Here is a 16505-nt window from a genome sequence, read left to right on the forward strand (position 1 = left end):
GTCGTGATCGATTGCACCTGCTCGCGCAGGCACGACTTGCTGTCACCCCTTGATGGCGCCCGACAGGAACCCTTGTGTGACCTGCTTCTGCAGCAGCACGAACAACACGATGACCGGGATGATCGTGATGAGCGCGCCGGCGGCGAGCGGACCGATATCGACCGACCTGCCGCCGACGAAGAGGTACAGCCCTGTGGTCAGGGGGCGGAAGGAACCGTTGGGCAAGTAGAGCAGTGGCACGAGGAAGTTGTTCCAGTTCTGCAGGAACGTGAACACAGCGAGCGCACCGGCTCCAGACGTCACCAGCGGCACCATGACTCGGATGAAGATTTGCCACTCCGAGGCGCCATCGATTCGTGCCGCCTCTTCCAGTTCTGTCGGCAGATCGGTGAAGAACGCCCGCATGAAGAAGGTTCCGAACGCCAGGCCTGTCGAGGCGAGAACAAGGTTCACTCCGAGAAGAGAATCAAGGAGCCCGAAGCCGCGCAGCTGGAAATAGAGCGGAATCATGAAGGTGAAGAACGGCACGAGTAGGCCGAGCACGACGAGATAGAACGCCACCGTCCTCCCGGGAAACGGAAGCCGGGCGAACGTGTACCCGGCCATGGTCGACAAGACCACCACAAGCGCCGTGCTCGGAACGCTCAGCAGGAAACTGTTCACGAGGTACTCGTTGAATCGGCCCACCGTCCATGCCGTGACGAAATTCTCGACTGAGAACGATGTGAAGAGGCCGAAGGGGTTGCGCTGCGCGTCCTGAGCTGTCTTGAACGCCGTCGAGATGGTGAGGATGACAGGGAAGAGGGTGACCAGCGAGATCACCACCAGCACCGCATGCTTGTTGACATTCAGCCAGGTCGTTCGGGGCGAGCGCACCCGCGATGCGGTGTTCATGCGCTTGTGCCTTGCATCGAAAGCCTCCGTTGAAGACGGTTGAGAGCGATGGTGAACGGAATCGCCAGGACGGTGATCAGCAGCGCAAGCGTCGTGCCGTAGCTGATGCGATTGAGCTCGAAAGCTTGGCTGTACGCGTACGTCCCCAACACGTCTGACGCCCCGGCTGGGCCGCCTCCGGTCATGACGAAGATGATGTCGAAGACACTGAAGCCGCCGATCAGCGTGATGGTCGTGACCATGAGAAAGACAGGCATGATCTGAGGAAGGATGACGTACCACAGTCGTTGAAGAGTGTTCGCCCCGTCGAGCATGGACGCATCGATCAACTCCATGTCGACGTTGCCGAGCGCAGAGAGGAAGATCACGAAGACGAAGCCCGCCGTCGCCCAGATCGCAGTCACCAATACGGCGTAGAGGGCAGTATCAGCGTTTCCCAGCCAGCCGGTCTGGAGTTCACCGAGCCCGACGACCTCGAGAGCCTTGTTGAGCCAGCCGCGAATCGGGTCGTAGATCCACCCCCAGACCACCCCGATAACCACCTGCGGCAGCACGTAGGGCAAGAAGAAGATCACCCGATACGCTGCACTCCCCCGACGGACGTTCCACATCAGCAATGCGAGGGCTAGGCCGATAACGAGTGGGGCGACAGTGCCGATGACGATCCAGATGGCGTTGTTCTGCAGTGCGGCCCAGACTCGCTCATCGGTGGCCATTTCAACGAAATTGTCGAGACCGACGAAGGGTGGGTTCGCGCTCAGACCGTCGAAGTCGACGAAGGCGTAATACAACGCGTTCACGAGCGGGGTGATGAAGAAGACGATGACCATGATCATGACGGGTGCCGCCAGGAGCAGCCCCAGCCGCATCTGCGCTTGACGCGTGACGAGGGGCGTGCGATGCGCGCTCGGCCGGGGGCGCCGGGCAATCGCCGCAGCGGCGATGGATTCCGGTGCCCCCGAGCCGTTGGCCCGAGCAGGCATCTGCGTCAGGCCGCGCTTCGTCACTGCTGCGACGCTTCTTCCAGGCTTGCGGCGACGTCCGCCGCACTTGCCTGATCGGAGTAGATCGCCTGCATCCCGTTGAACATGGCCTCGTTGAAGGCGTCGCTCATCAGCACATCAATGTTGAGGCCGAAGTCGCCTTCGCCAGCGCCGAACTGCTCGACATCCGCGAGCACCTGGGCCAACAGCGGCGAGATCTCGACGCCATCAAGATCGGCCGGGAACGGCGGGATGACGTCGAGGTTTTCGACCATCCATCGCCCGTGCTCGGCACTCACGAGGAAGTCGATCAGCTTCAGGGCCTCCTCCGGGTGCTGCGTCTCGGCGGTGATCATCGGGCCGGAACCCAGGCCTGCCGCGAAGATGCCTTCTCCGTCCGGGGCCGGGAACGGGAAGTACCCGGCTTCGAAGTCGGCGTTGGCAACGATGCCGTCGACGATCCAGCTGCCCATCGGCAGCATCGCAGCCTCACCCGCGAAGAACAGCGCGTTGCCCGAGTCGTACGAGACCGACGTCGGGAACGGAGTCAGGTAGCCGGCTTCGTCGTAGCTATCCCACAGTGCAACCGCTTCTTCGACGGCAGCTGACGTCCAGTCGCTGTCACCAGAGACGAGCTCGTTGACCCCCGCCGATCCGACAGCGCTTGAAAGCGCCATGCTGAGCTGGTGCCCTCCTTGCCAGCCTTCCTGGTCGCTGATCGCGAAGGGGATGTACCCGGCTGCCTTCGTCGCTTCAGCGATCTCCTCGAGGTCGGCGAGGCTCTGGGGCTCCTCCAGGCCGAGCTCCGCGAACAGGTCGCGGTTGTAGAAGACGCCCAGCGTCTCCATCTCGCCCGGGATGCCGTACACAGTCCCATCGGCGCTGGTGACACGATCCTTGGCGAAGTCATACACTTCCCAGCCGCGCTCCTCGTACGCCTCGGTCAGGTCATAGAGCAGGCCGGCATCGGCGAGTGCGCCACCGAAGCTGGGGCCAGAGCCCCAGTTGATGACATCGGGGGCGTCGCCCGACCGGAGCTGCGTCTGAAGCACCGTTCGCATGGTGTCGAACGGAAGGGTCTGGAGGTCGACAATGATCCCCGGGTTTTGGGCCTCGAACTCGTCGAGACGCTCACGAAGCCGCGCCTCTGCCTCGGCGTCTTCGAGCTCCTCAACCAGGTACCGCACGGTGACATCGCCCGAGGCCTGCTCGCCATCGGTGCTCACTTGCCCCGTGCAGCCAATCAACGTGAGCACAAGGCCCACCGCCGCTGCCGGGGCAGCGATTTTCGAAAGTTTCATGTGCTCGTGTCTCCTCGCGTGGGTTGTGGTGAGGTGTCGACTCGATGGCATTGAAGAATGTGCCTTCGGCGTTCTCCACAGCGAGTCGTTGGTAATCTTTGCACTGCGAAATGATTACTGTCAACGGGTTGCAGAGAGTCAACAATGAACGTTTCGTGAACGACGTGGCTGGCTAGCCCACGGTGGTCAGAAGACCCCGGACTGCCCTGCGGTCACGCCGGAAAGGACGACTGAATAGCCACCACGGCGGCGCCACGCGCCCATTCATCGAAGGCCATCGGTCGAACGACGAGGTCGTGATGATCGACTTCTCGAATGTCGAACTCCGACACCCCGTCCTGGAGCGCTTCTGCCGCGATCGAAGCGATGTCGACACCCTCGCCTGACAGGATGATGCGACGCACACCCGTCATCGTGCTCACGGCTGCTGCCGCTCTGCCCAGGGCGCGCGCAGACTCGTCAATCACCGAGACGGCGCGGGGGTCACCGGAGCGGGCGAGCTCCAGGGCCTCGGAGAAGCCAACCGGGTGACCGATCACTTCGGAGACGGCAGACGCTATCGACCCCGACGACACCATCGCCGTCATACACCCGCGATGGCCGTAGGAGCAGAGACGTCCCCCGGGGTTGACCGGGTAGTGGCTGATCGGCGCCACCCCCGTCGGGATTTGCTGATGGTTGATCACGAGACCGTAACCGATGCCGGCGCCGATGGTGATGAGCGCGAAGCTCTCATGTCCCGTTCCCTCACCAAACCAGTGTTGAACCTTCGTGAGACCGACCACATCGTTGTCGAGATAAACCGGCACGTTAAGTTCTGCGGCGAGGATGGATCGCAGTGGCACATCCCGCCAGTGCATGAACGGTGAATCCGCGACCACCTCGCCGTCTGTCACGAGCCCTCCGACGGTGACCCCCACCGCGTCCACGGTGCGGGCACCTCGAGCGGAAAGCTCGTCGACAACGCTTCGGACAGTCGTCACCACCTCCGCCACCTCGAGAGACGAAAGCTCGACCGTTACGCGATCGAGAATCGACGCTCGGAGGTCGGTCACCACTGCATAAACCGAGTCGGCAGTGAGCTTGACGCCGATGAATCGGTAGCGACCCGGAACCACATCAAGCGCGAAGGCGTTTCGACCTCTCTCCGCCGTTCGATAAGCCTCCGTTTCGACCAGAACGTCAGAGTCCAGAAGTGGGCGCACCAGCCGCGTCACCGTTGCAGGGGAGATACCCATTCGGCGCCCGACACTCGAGCGCGTCTGAGCACCGTGCACGAGGATGTCGATGGCCACTTCGCGTGAAAGCCCAGCGAGTGCGGTATCGGTCTCGATCGACACGCCTCAGACCTCCTCCTCGCCACCCCCACGGGCAGTGGAACCGAGTGCGAGACTAGCCCTGCGGAGGCGGTCAATGCGGCAATGCCACGCCTTGCACCTCACGCCTCGCCTGGATATAGCAGGCCGATTGATGCCCTGACACGGTCCATGGTTCGCATAACGGCGATCGTATGGTCGAGGGACGCCATCGCTGCGGCCCAATCATTCCCAGCGATGAGCCGTTCCATCTCGGTCGCTTCGAACTGCATTCCCCGGCCCGAGACACGCGAGTCGAAGCTGTCGCGCACAGCTCCGGATGCGTCGATCAACCGGACCGACGTCGGCGCGTACCACGTCCCGTGAAGCTCGAGGCGGCCTTCCGTCCCGATGATGGTTGCAGAATTCTCGGCACGCGCGACCATCGACGAGAACGTCGTTGCCATTGCTCCACCAACGTGGGTGGAGAGGGTCGCCACAGACGCATCGACCCCCGTCGACGTCATGGCGGCCTGGGCCGAAAGGAGTTCGGGTTCTCCGACCACATCGCGCAGCAGCGATAGTGGATAGACACCGAGGTCCAGAAGCGCTCCCCCGCCGAGAGCCGGATTCCGCAGGCGATGATGGTCGGGCACGTCCAACCGTTGCGCGTGCACGGCGTGCAGCGCGGTGATCTCACCGAGGTCACCGCGGTCAATGCGCTCGCGAACGAAGGCCATGTGCGGAAGAAAGCGCGTCCACATGGCCTCCATAACGATCACCTCGCGGCGTCGGGCCTCTTCAACGATCACACGGGCCTGGCGTTCGTTGAGTGTGAACGGCTTCTCGACCAGCACGTGCTTTCCGTGCTCCAGCGCGAGCAGGGTGTGCGCAAGGTGCTCAGACGGCGGAGTGGCGACATAGACCACATCGACTGCGGGATCGGCGACCAGGTCGGCGTAGGAACCGTGGAATCGCCCCACGCCGTGCGCCTCGGCAAAGGCACGCGCAGAGAGCTCCGATCGGGAACCAATGGCGGCAACGAGATGGCCATGAAAGAGCAGGTCACGGGTGAACAGCCCCGCGATCCCTCCCGTGGCTAGAATCCCCCAGCCGATCGGCCGACCGGCGTCTCCCTCGGACACCGTCATCCCGCTCGGTAGTCGAGTACGACCTGCAGCACATCACTCGCCGCTTCGTCGAGCATTTCGAATGCGCGCGCTGCCTCACGGGCATCGATGAGGTGCGATACCAACGGAGCCAGCTGCAGGCGTCCGCTCGACTCCAGATTCAAAACCGTCTGCGACATGCGGATTTCATCCCACCGATGCTGCAGTGACGGCGCGACCCCTGAGATTTGCGAACCGACGACAGCAACTCTGTTGTGATGGAACTCCTCGCCCAGTCGGATTTGAGTTCCGCCACCCTGATAGAAGCCAGCCGCCACGACCCGGGAGCTGTAGGCCACCGAGCGCACGGCGTCATGGAGAGCTTGATAGCTGCCGCTGATCTCGATCGCCACATCGGCACCTCGGCCACCCGTAAGTTCCTTCAGTCGCGTTGCAACATCGGTCTGTCGGGGATCGAGCGCCTCATGGGCTCCCAGACTCAGTGCTAGTTCCCGCCGTTCGGGGACGAGGTCCACGACCACGACGTGAGCCCCGTTCAGGCGCGCCAGTTGGGAGACGATCTGGCCGGGCACTCCCGCTCCGAAGACGACCACCGTCTCACCGATGTGGACGTCAGCATCAAGAACTGCGTTGAGTGCGATAGCCCCGATCTTCGCGAAAATCCCGACAGCGTCGTCATTCGCCTCAGGCATCATGCGCGGCTCGACCCATGCCGCCGTCCGGATTGCCGTCGAGCGATGCCCCCAAGCTCCCCATACGAGACGACCGATGAGTTCGGTATCGACACCTTCGCCGACTTCCGTGATCTCGCCCACTTCTTCGTAGCCCCAGCCATCGAGGGGGTAGCTGTGCGTCGGCTGCCCTTCGACGAACAGTCTCGAGTCAACATCCCAGCGATGACTCATGTAAGGGTTCGTTCCCCGGTACGCAGTGAGTTCCGTGCCTGCCGATATCCCGGAATAGCGAGTGGCGATGAGAACTTCGCCAACCGCGGGGCGCGCATACGGTTGCTCGATGACCTCGGCGTTCCGCGGGGAAGTGAAACGAACCAGATGACCCACCGTGGTGCTCCTGTCTCTCTCGTTGTTCAGTTCTGCTGTTCCGCGCCGACGCGCGTCAAGCGAAAGACCAGCGCTTGCTCGGGATACAGCATGGGTGCCTGCAAGCCGACCGTTGCCAAGATGTCGCCGCGCACGGCCGTCGGAGTCGTCCACCACGCTGGCGGCCCATCGGCGGTCCTCGTAAGGGCCGCCTCGGAGAGACGAACGGGCTCGATCCGGTAGGTCGACGCGGGGTCGAGCCCCGACAGACGGACGCGCCCCGGCTGGGTCGACACGAGAGTCTCCATCGCGACAAACGAAAACACGGCCGTACTCCGGTCGAGCGAGACGTATCCATGCGCCCAGTACGCCGGATCCGGGTAGTCAATGTGCACAGCCGTTCCTGTGTGCACGATTGGCCTGATCTCCTTGTAGAGGGCGACCCAGGCTGACAGCTCCTCACGCTCGGCCTGGCTCGCAGCACGCAGATCCCACTCGATCCCCATGTGCCCGAACAGCGCTGTGGCACCGCGGAACGCCAGTGTGTGAGTGCGGCGGGTCGTGTGCGACGTCGGCGCCCCGACGTGCGAACCGACGAGCTCTGGAGGGAGGAGAAGACCTGTCCACCGTTGAATCTGTTGACGCTCGAGCGGGTCGATGCAATCACTGGCCCACACCCGATCCGTGCGCTCAAGTACCTCGAGGTCGACGCGACCGCCGCCCGATGAACAGGACTCGATCTCGAGCTGGGGGAACCGACGCTTGAGCTCGTCCATCAGAGCGTAGACGGCAACGGTCTGATCGTGCACGGCCGCTCTGCCGGAAGCGCGGTCACCCGGTTCCGCAAGATCACGGTTGTGGTCCCACTTGATGTAGTCGACGTGATGCAGTTCGATCAACGCACTCATACTCTCGAGCACCGAGGAGAACGCATCTGGCCTGGTCAGGTTGAGAACGTGTTGATGGCGTCCGCTGATCGCAAGGCGGTCACCAGGAGAGAGGATCCACTCAGGATGCTCGCGCGCAACGTGGGAGTCCGCGTTAAGCATCTCAGGTTCGAACCACAGTCCGAACTGCATGCCGAGCGATCGGACGGTCTCGACCAGTGGGCCCAGACCGTCAGGCCAGACCTCGGCATCAACCTGCCAGTCACCGAGCCCACGAGTGTCGTTGCGTCGGCCGGTGAACCACCCATCATCGAGAACAAACCGCTCGACACCCACCTCTGCAGCTAGGTTCGCCAGCGAGATGAGCTCCTCAAGGTTGTGGTCGAAGTACACCGCTTCCCAGGTGTTGAGCACGACCGGCCTCGCGGACGTCGGGTGGTTCTCTCGCGCGCGGAGATAGCTGTGGAATGAGGCGGCAACGTCATCCAGACCTTGCCACCCGTAGGTCGCGTACACCCACGGGGCGGTGTACGTCGCTCCCGGGTCGAGGACGACCTCGCCAGGCAGCAGCACTTCGCCGCCGCCGATGATTCGCGAGTAGGTGCTGAGACCCCGCTCGGCGAAAGTGACATGGTTGCCGCTCCAGGCGGTATGCACAGCCCAGATTTCGCCGTGTTGGAAGCCGAAACCCGCGGTTCCCGCGGCAAGGACCGTTGCGGCATCAGAACCAGTTCGCCCTCGACGGCCCTCGCGTTGGTGGGTGCCCACCATGAAGGGGTGGCGCTGAGGTGTGCGTTCACGCAAGTGACGTCCGACAAAGTCGAGCAACTCCTCGGCTTCGACCGGCACCGGAAGCGCTACGCGCACAGCATTGACCGTGTAATCCGCGGACTCGCTCTCGTTCGTGACAGAGGCGTTCACCCTGAGGACCCCGGAAGGGCTCAAGTCGATCCGGGTCTGCAGGCTCAACTCTGCATCCGCGTCTCGTCCGACCACCACGAGACTCGCACCGAAACCGGAGCTCGAAAGGACTTGATAACCCACAGGAGTGAAGAGGCTCGAAAACTCTCGCCCGTTGCGATGGCCCTCGAGACCGGGAGTCCCAACCCACCCAGCACTCTGCTCGGGCAACACGGCAGGGGGGCCCGAGCCGCGCAGAGCATCGGCGCCCCGCTGCGCGACAGCCAGCGAACGGAGGTAGTCAACATCACCGCGACGGGCATCTACGCGCGCACCCCAGTGAAGAATGCGCGGAACACCCCGGGACGCATCGACAATCACGCTGACCGAGGCGCTGTGCAGTGCCACGACGCCGTCACCAAGATCAGAGGACTGTACCGGCGCGCTTCGATCGATCACGTTGTTATCTTTGCGTCCTGAAACTAAATACGCAAGCGACACACCGCCGAGGAAATCTGCGGTGTGAGGCCGGGTCGGTACCAGACCGTTCGGCGCCCAGTGAACACACACTTGAGCAGAAGCTTGCGGGTGCATCCGAGGCCCTCGGGCAGGCATTTGTGACCCTCAAGCCGCCTCGCCCGCCGCGCGTACACGACACTCAGGTTCAGGGGCAGGTCGCGCCCGCCGGTCACCGTCGCCCCGACCGGCTTCCTCCCGATCGGGTGCGAACAGCGTGCATGCATCCCCCGGAGGGAATGGTTACGGGCGCGCCCCGCGCACGGCGAGCTCGACGAGCTGGCGCGCCTCGGCATCGCTCGTCAGCCGCCCGCACAGCGTGCGCACGTGCATGGGGTTGACGATCTGCTCCCACACGATGATCGGGTCGAGGTCGCGGCGCATCTCGCCCGCCTCGACGAGCCGCTGCAGGGGTTCGCGGGCGAGTTCGTAGCGGTCGCGAAAGAACTCGTCAGCGAGCGCGACGAGCTCGGGCGTCGCCGCAGAGGCCGCGATCGCGGCCCGCAAGATGTTGCCGGCCTGGGGGCTGCGCAGCGCGGCGGCGACCGACACGGCGAGCGTCTCGAGGGCGGTGCGCGGGTCGGTCGCGTCGACGGGCGGCACTTGCTGCTCGCCGAGGCGGCGGATCGCGGCGGCGACAAGCAGCTCGCGGGTCTCGAAGCGCCGGTAGATCGTGGTCTTGTGCACGCCGCTCGCGGCCGCGATGTCGTCGACCGTGATCGCGGCGCCGCGCTCGGCGAGCAGCGCGATCGTCGTGTCGAGCACGGTCGCCTCGACCGCGGCGCCGCGGCGGCGCGGCTCGGGCGCAGCGCCCACGCGGCCGCTCGCATGAGTCGCGGCGCTCACGCGCCGACCCGCGCGGCGAGCTCGGTGTTCATGCGGGCGAAGGCGGCTGGGGTGTCGACCGTGAGCATGCGGCGGAAGACGGGCACGAGCACGCCCGACAGCACCTCGCTGTGGACGAGCCGGCTGCGGTTCGCGTCGATCGGCACGATCTCGAAGCGGTGACGGCCGTCGAGCGCGCCGGGGATGCCGACGCGGCCGAGCCAGACGAGCAGCCGCCCGGGTTCGAGCTCGACGATGCGCGGGCGGAAGGTCTGGCCGCTCGAGTCGGTGGGCTCGATGCGCACGGTCTGCCGCTCGCCGAGCGCGAGATCGCCCTGCCACGAGCGAATGAAAGTGTTCCACTGCGGGTAGGCGTCGCGGTCGACGAGGGCGGCCCAGACGTCGGCGGCCGGGCGGTCGATCTCGATGCTCGTCGTGATCTCGACGCGCAGGGCGGTCGAGGTGACGGTGTCGGTGGGGGTCATGCGGGGCATCCTCTCTTGTGCAACTTCTGTTGCGATAGAGAGACTACGCGCCCCCGTGCGCTAATGCAACAAAAGTTGCAATCCTGCTCAGCGCTCGACCGTGCGCCGTCCCTCGAAGGCCCGGCCGAGCGTGACCTCGTCGGCGTACTCGAGGTCTCCGCCGACGGGCAGACCGCTCGCCAAGCGCGAGACCGTGAGCCCCGGCTGCACGAGCAGGCGCGAGAGGTAGGTGGCCGTCGCTTCACCCTCGAGGTTGGGGTCGGTCGCGATGATGACCTCGGTGACGGTGCCGTCGCGCAGGCGTGCGAGCAACTGGGCGATACGCAGGTCATCGGGGCCGATGCCGTCGATCGGGCTGATCGCGCCGCCGAGCACGTGATACAGCCCGCGGAACTCGCGCGTGCGCTCGATCGCCACGACGTCTTTCGCCTCTTCGACGACGCAGATCGTGGTCGGGCTGCGGCGCACGTCGCGGCAGATCGAGCACTGCGCCTCCTCCGCGACGTTGCCGCAGATCTCGCAGAAGCGCACCTTCTCGCGCACGTCGATCAGCAGCTGTGCCAGCCGCGCGACGTCGAACGACTCGGTCTGCAAGATGTGAAAGGCGATGCGCTGCGCCGACTTGGGGCCGATGCCGGGCAGGCGCCCGAACTCATCGATGAGGTCTTGAATGATGCCGTCGTACACGTCAGCTCAGCTCTCTCGGCACGAATGCCTAGTAGTCGTCGCGCAGGGGGTCGGGGGCGTCGGCGCTCGACGGGCGGTCGGGATCATGCACGACGGCAGGGCTCGCGACGGGCTCGACGCCGCCCGCGCTCACGAGCGGCTCGATGGCCTCTTCGACGAGGAAGGTCGCGCCGAGCACCTCGCGCACGACCGCCTCGCCGTAGCGCTGGCGCCCGTTGACCTCGGTCACGTGCTGCACCGCGGCTCGTGCGGGCGGGGCCTCGGGCTCAGGCGCATCGGGTTCGTCGACCGGGGGCGCCTCGTCGGGCGAACCGGGCGACGTCTGTGCCGGGATGCTCGCCGGCGCCGCGACCGCGCCCGGGATCGCCGTCACGACCCAGTCGGTCACGACGGCCGGGCTCTCGCTCGCCACGGCCTGCGCGACCGGTGCCGAGCGGGTCGCGGCGGCGGGTCGGGATCGTGCGGGCGCGCTCGGGGCCGGGTCGGGGTCGGCGGGGGCGTCCGCCGGGGGCTCGGTCGGCGCGGGGGCGGCGGCCCGGGCATCCGGAGTCGCCTCGACGCGCACGCGGAACTTGACGCGCAGCCCGAGCACCGACTGGATGGCGCCGCGCACGTGCTCGCTGACGCTGTCGGTCGGTGCCGCCCGCTGCTTGAAGGCCGCGGCGTCGGCCTCGGTGGCGAAGGCGATCGTCAGCACGTCGTCGTCGAGCGCGACGGGCGTCGTGCCGAAGACGACCGTCCACGAGCTGCGCTTCGCCTGCTGCACCGCGTCGAGCACGGCGGGCCAGGACGCCCGCACGGTCTCGATCGTCACGGGAACGGCGGGCGCAGCGGGTGCCGGGTCGGAGGGAGCCGGCGTGGCGGGCGCGGCCGGCGCGGCCTCGACGGGGGCAGTCGCGGCGGGTGCCGGCGCGGAGGATGCGGGCTCGACCACAGCCGCCGGGGCGCTGGTCACGACGGGCTCAGGCCGGGCCGGCGAGGGTGGGGGCGTCGCGGCGGCCGACACCGCGGGCGTTGCCCGCGCGATGGGGGCGGCGGCGACCCCGTCGCCACCGAGCGCGACGAGCACGCGTGCCGTCATGAGTTCGAGATGCAGGCGCGGCGAAGTGGCACCCGACATCTCGGTGAGGGCCTTGTTCACCACATCGGCAGCGCGCGAGAGCTCGGCGGGGGCGAACATCGCGGCCTGGTCGCGCATGCTCTGCAGGTCGTCGGCGGGAATGCCATGCAGCACCGAGGCCGCGCTGTCGGCGGTGGCCTGCACCACGATGAGGTCGCGCAGGCGCTCGAGCAGGTCGTCGACGAACCGACGCGGGTCTTGCCCCGTCTGGATGACGCGATCGACCGCGTGGAAGGCGGCCCCGGCATCCCGCGCCGCGATCGCCACGACGACCTCGTCGAGCAGGGCGCCGTGGGTGTAACCGAGCAACGCCACGGCCCGCTCGTAGGTGACCGTGGCATCGTCGCTGCCCGCCATCAGCTGGTCGAGCAGCGAGAGGGTGTCGCGCACCGAACCGCCGCCGGCCCGCACGACGAGGGGCAGCACGCCCGGCTCGATTGTGACCTTCTCGCTCGTACAGAGCTGCTGCACGTAGTCGAGCAGCTGAGCGGGCGGCACGAGCCGGAACGGGTAGTGGTGCGTGCGCGAGCGGATCGTGCCGATGACCTTCTCGGGCTCGGTCGTGGCGAAGATGAACTTGACGTGCTCGGGCGGCTCTTCGACGATCTTGAGCAGCGCGTTGAAGCCCTGGGGCGTCACCATGTGCGCTTCGTCGAGGATGAAGATCTTGTAGCGGTCGCGCGCGGGAGCGAACACAGCGCGCTCGCGCAGGTCGCGGGCATCGTCGACGCCGTTGTGGCTCGCGGCGTCGATCTCGACGACGTCGAGCGATCCGCCGCCATCGCGACTGAGTTCGACGCAGCTCGGGCACACGCCGCACGGGGTGTCGGTCGGCCCCTCGGCGCAGTTGAGGCAGCGGGCGAGGATGCGCGCCGACGTCGTCTTGCCGCAGCCGCGCGGCCCGCTGAACAGATAGGCGTGGTTGACCCGGTCGCCGCGCAGCGCGGCCCGCAGGGGGTCGGTCACGTGCGCCTGGCCGATGAGCTCGGCGAAGGTCTCGGGCCGGTAGCGGCGGTAGAGGGCGGTGACCACGTGCCCAGCGTAGTCGTCACCTCGGATGCTCGAGCCGGGCATCCCGCCCCCCGCCTCAGGCGACGAGGGCGGCGGCGGCCTGCGCGATCGCGAGCTCTTCGTTGGTCGGCACGACGAGCACAGCCACGGGCGCGCCCTCGGGCGAGATCACCCGTGCGTCGCGCGCGGGCGATCCGTTGCGGTCGGCGTCGATCGCGAGCCCGAGGTGCCCAAGCCCGTCGAGGGCGCGGGCCCGCAGCGCGGGCGCGTTCTCGCCGACGCCGGCCGTGAAGACCACGGCATCGAGTCCGCCGAGCTGGGCGAGGTACGCCCCGACGTAGTGCCGGATGCGGTGAGTCCAGACGTCGATCGCGAGCTGCGCATCCACGTCGCCCGCGTCGGCCGCCGCCGTGACGTCGCGCATGTCGGCCGAACCGGCGAGCCCGAGCAGCCCGCTGCGGCTGTTGAGTAGCCGGTCGAGGTCGTCGACCGGCAGGCCCGCGCGCAGCAGGTGCAGCAGGGCGCCCGGGTCGAGGTCGCCCGAGCGCGTGCCCATGACGAGCCCGGCGAGCGGGGTGAGGCCCATCGAGGTGTCGATCGATCGGCCGCCGTCGACCGCCGTCGCCGAGGCGCCGTTGCCGAGATGCAGCACGATGAGCTTCAGCGACTCGAGCGGCCGGCCGAGCAGCGCGGCCGCGCGGCCGGCGACGAACTGGTGGCTCGTGCCGTGAAAGCCGTAGCGCCGCACCCCGTGCTCGGCCGCGACCGCCCGATCGATGGCGTAGGTCGCCGCAGCGGCCGGCATCGACTGGTGGAAGGCCGTGTCGAATACGGCGACGTGCGGCACGCCGGGCAGGGCGGCGCGCGCCGCCCGGATTCCCGCGAGGTTCGCCGGGTTGTGCAGCGGGGCGAGAGCGCTGACCGCCTGGATGCCCGCCTCGACCTCGGCGTCGATCACCACGGGTGCCGTGAAGACGTCGCCGCCGTGCACGACCCGGTGCCCGACCGCGGCGATCGACTGCGCCTCGGAACCGAGGCGATCGAGCACGACGCGCATCCCCGACTCGTGGTCGGCGGCGTCACCACCGGCCTGACCGAGCCGCTCGAGCAGCCCCGACAGCACGACCTGCTCGCTCACGACGTCGACGAGCTGGTACTTGATCGAGCTCGAGCCCGAGTTGACGACGAAGACGCGCACGCTCAGGCCACTCCACCGATGGTCGAGATCGGCGTGGTCGGCGGCGGAGGAGTCCGTTGCGCTTGGATCGCCGTGATCGCGACGGTGTTGACGATGTCGCTCACGAGCGCCCCGCGGCTCAGGTCGTTGACGGGCTTGCGCAGCCCCTGCAGCACGGGCCCGACCGCGACGGCGCCCGCCGAGCGCTGTACTGCTTTATAGGTGTTGTTGCCGGTGTTGAGGTCGGGAAAGACGAAAACGGTCGCACGCCCGGCCACGGGCGAACCCGGCATCTTCGAGGCGGCGACGCTCGGCTCGGCCGCCGCGTCGTACTGCATGGGCCCGTCGACGAGCAGCTCGGGCGCCCGCTCGCGCACGAGCTGCGTGGCCGCCCGCACCTTCTCGACGTCGTCGCCCGAGCCCGACTCGCCCGTCGAGTACGAGAGCATCGCCACGCGCGGCTCGATCGCGAACTGCGCCGCGGTCGCCGCCGACGAGACCGCGATATCGGCCAGCTGCTCGGCGGTGGGGTCGGGGATGACGGCGCAGTCGCCGTAGACGAGCACGCGGTCGGCGAGGCACATGAAGAAGACGCTCGACACGACCGAGACCCCGGGGTCGGTCTTGATGATCTCGAAGCTCGGGCGAATGGTGTGCGCCGTCGTGTGCGCGGCCCCGCTGACCATGCCGTCGGCCAGGCCGAGGTGCACCATCATCGTGCCGAAGTAGCTGACGTCGGTCACGACGTCGCGCGCGGTCTCGTAGCTGACACCCTTGTGGGCCCGCAGGCGCGCGTACTCTTCGGCGAAGCGGTGCCGCAGCGGCTCATCGTGCGTCGAGAGGATGCTCGCCTGCGCCAGGTCGAGCCCGAGCTCGGCGGCCCGGGCCCGCACGGCCTGCTCGTCGCCGAGAATCGTCAGCTGGCACACGCCGCGCTGCAGCAGCGTGCCGGCCGCGCGCAGCACGCGGTCGTCGTCGCCCTCGGGCAGCACGATGTGCTTGCGGTCGGCGCGCGCCCGCTCGAGCAGGTCGAACTCGAACATGAGCGGCGTCACGACGTCTGACCGCGTCACGTCGAGCCGGTTCATGAGCGCCTCGGCGTCGATGTGGCGTTCCCACAGGGCGAGCGCGGTGTCGTACTTGCGCTGGCTGTCGGCCGCGAGCCGCCCGCGCGCGCCCATGATCGCGAGCACGGTGTCGTAGGTGCCCGACTCAGCCCGAATGATGGGCAGGCTCGGGTCGAGGCCCTCGACGAGGCTCTGCACCGCATCCGGCGTCTCGAACCCGCCGTAGAGCACGATGGCCGCAAGGCTCGGGAAGGTCTCGCTCGCGTGCGCCATGAGCACCGCGAGCAGCACCTCGCTGCGATCGCCGGGAATGAGCACGACGGCGCCCTCGGTGAGGCGCGGCAGCACGTTCTCCATCGACATGCCGGCCACGACCGCGCCGAGCACCTCGCGCTGCAGCAGCTCGTCGTCGCCGCGCACGAAGGTGCCGCCGCACGCCTCCATGACGGCGGCGACGGTCGGGGCGATGAGGTACGGGTCCTCCGGGATGGCCGCCACGAGCGCCGCAGGCGCCACGGTCTGCACGGCCGCGACCACGGCGTCGAGCGCCTCGCCGTCGGCGCGGTTGGCGATGATGCCCAGCAGCTGCGCGTGCTCGTGGTCGAGCTCGGCGACGGCGACCTCGGCGACTCGGCGCATGTCGTCGGCGGAGCGCGCCCCCGACTCGGCGAGCCCGCGCCCGCCGGATGCCCCGCTCTCGCGCCCGCCGATGACGAGCAGCACGGGCGCGCCCAGGTTGGCCGCGATGCGCGCGTTGAACGAGAGCTCAGTCGGGCTCGACACGTCGGTGTAGTCGCTGCCGACGATGACGACAGCGTCGCTGCGCTGCGCGATGGCGTGGTACCGCTCGACGATCACGGCGAGCGCCGCCTCGGGGTCAGCGTGCACCTCGTCGTAGCCGACGCCGATCGCCTCCTCGTAGGCGAGGTCGACACCGTCGTGGGCGAGCAGCACGTCGAGCACGTAGTCGCGCTCGTCGCGCGACCGGGCGACGGGCCTGAACACGCCAACCCGCTTGACACGGTGGCTCAACGTGTCGACGAGCCCGAGGGCCACCGTCGACTTGCCCGAGTTGCCCTCGGCGGAGGTGATGTAGATGCTGCGCGACATTGCGCCCAGCCTAGGGCGGCGCGCTTGGAGCGCCCAGAGTCGATGGTCCTGGGGATGCTGCGCCGGGCATCCGCGCA

The 16505-nt window shown here is 67.4% G+C and carries 13 protein-coding genes; all 13 read right to left on the reverse strand.

All coding sequences use genetic code 11. The annotated features are described in order from the left end of the window. Nucleotides 1-42: 42 nt before the first annotated feature. The 13 genes from ACK4HH_RS00915 to pta all read right to left on the reverse strand — a co-directional run bounded on the left by ACK4HH_RS00915 (nt 43) and on the right by pta (nt 16428). Complete coding sequence (locus ACK4HH_RS00915; RefSeq protein ID WP_409647347.1) at nt 43-894, reverse strand: carbohydrate ABC transporter permease; 852 nt, start codon at nt 892-894, stop codon at nt 43-45. Continuing rightward, nucleotides 891-1901 carry a carbohydrate ABC transporter permease gene (locus ACK4HH_RS00920; RefSeq protein WP_409647349.1) on the reverse strand — a complete coding sequence of 337 codons (1011 nt, stop codon included), beginning with the start codon at nt 1899-1901 and terminating at the stop codon, nt 891-893. The genes ACK4HH_RS00915 and ACK4HH_RS00920 overlap by 4 nt, the downstream gene beginning before the upstream one ends. Further along, nucleotides 1898-3178 (reverse strand): ABC transporter substrate-binding protein, encoded by a 1281-nt coding sequence (locus tag ACK4HH_RS00925; RefSeq protein WP_409647352.1) that lies wholly within the window; start codon nt 3176-3178, stop codon nt 1898-1900. Before ACK4HH_RS00925 ends, ACK4HH_RS00920 begins: the two co-directional genes overlap by 4 nt. 212 nt (nt 3179-3390) lie before the next feature. Then, nucleotides 3391-4518, reverse strand: coding sequence for an ROK family protein (locus ACK4HH_RS00930; protein ID WP_409647355.1), 1128 nt, complete (start codon nt 4516-4518; stop codon nt 3391-3393). Between the two features lie 98 nt (nt 4519-4616). After that, nucleotides 4617-5624 carry a Gfo/Idh/MocA family protein gene (locus ACK4HH_RS00935; protein ID WP_409647358.1) on the reverse strand — a complete coding sequence of 336 codons (1008 nt, stop codon included), beginning with the start codon at nt 5622-5624 and terminating at the stop codon, nt 4617-4619. Continuing rightward, nucleotides 5621-6664: a zinc-binding dehydrogenase gene (locus tag ACK4HH_RS00940; RefSeq protein WP_409647361.1), complete on the reverse strand. Its 1044-nt coding sequence runs from the start codon at nt 6662-6664 to the stop codon at nt 5621-5623. Before ACK4HH_RS00940 ends, ACK4HH_RS00935 begins: the two co-directional genes overlap by 4 nt. Nucleotides 6665-6690: 26 nt before the next feature. Further along, entirely contained in the window at nt 6691-8889 is a 2199-nt protein-coding gene (locus ACK4HH_RS00945) for an alpha-galactosidase (protein WP_409647363.1), read from the reverse strand. Between the two features lie 300 nt (nt 8890-9189). Beyond that, nucleotides 9190-9792: a TetR/AcrR family transcriptional regulator gene (locus ACK4HH_RS00950; RefSeq protein WP_409647366.1), complete on the reverse strand. Its 603-nt coding sequence runs from the start codon at nt 9790-9792 to the stop codon at nt 9190-9192. Continuing rightward, the gene (locus tag ACK4HH_RS00955; RefSeq protein ID WP_409647369.1) at nt 9789-10256 is read right to left on the reverse strand and encodes an SRPBCC family protein; all 468 of its coding nucleotides are present in this window, start codon (nt 10254-10256) and stop codon (nt 9789-9791) included. The genes ACK4HH_RS00950 and ACK4HH_RS00955 overlap by 4 nt, the downstream gene beginning before the upstream one ends. A gap of 87 nt (nt 10257-10343) precedes the next feature. Beyond that, the gene (gene recR / locus ACK4HH_RS00960) at nt 10344-10943 is read right to left on the reverse strand and encodes a recombination mediator RecR (RefSeq protein ID WP_409647372.1); all 600 of its coding nucleotides are present in this window, start codon (nt 10941-10943) and stop codon (nt 10344-10346) included. A 28-nt stretch (nt 10944-10971) separates the two neighbouring features. Beyond that, the gene (locus tag ACK4HH_RS00965; protein WP_409647375.1) at nt 10972-13095 is read right to left on the reverse strand and encodes a DNA polymerase III subunit gamma and tau; all 2124 of its coding nucleotides are present in this window, start codon (nt 13093-13095) and stop codon (nt 10972-10974) included. Between the two features lie 55 nt (nt 13096-13150). Beyond that, the gene (locus ACK4HH_RS00970) at nt 13151-14272 is read right to left on the reverse strand and encodes an acetate/propionate family kinase (RefSeq protein ID WP_409647378.1); all 1122 of its coding nucleotides are present in this window, start codon (nt 14270-14272) and stop codon (nt 13151-13153) included. A gap of 2 nt (nt 14273-14274) precedes the next feature. Next, a complete protein-coding gene (pta, locus tag ACK4HH_RS00975; protein ID WP_409647380.1) occupies nt 14275-16428 on the reverse strand; it encodes a phosphate acetyltransferase in 2154 nt (717 codons plus the stop codon). Nucleotides 16429-16505 lie beyond the last annotated feature (77 nt).

This window comes from Microcella sp. (genome assembly GCF_046296455.1).
In the GTDB taxonomy this organism is placed as follows: domain Bacteria; phylum Actinomycetota; class Actinomycetes; order Actinomycetales; family Microbacteriaceae; genus Microcella.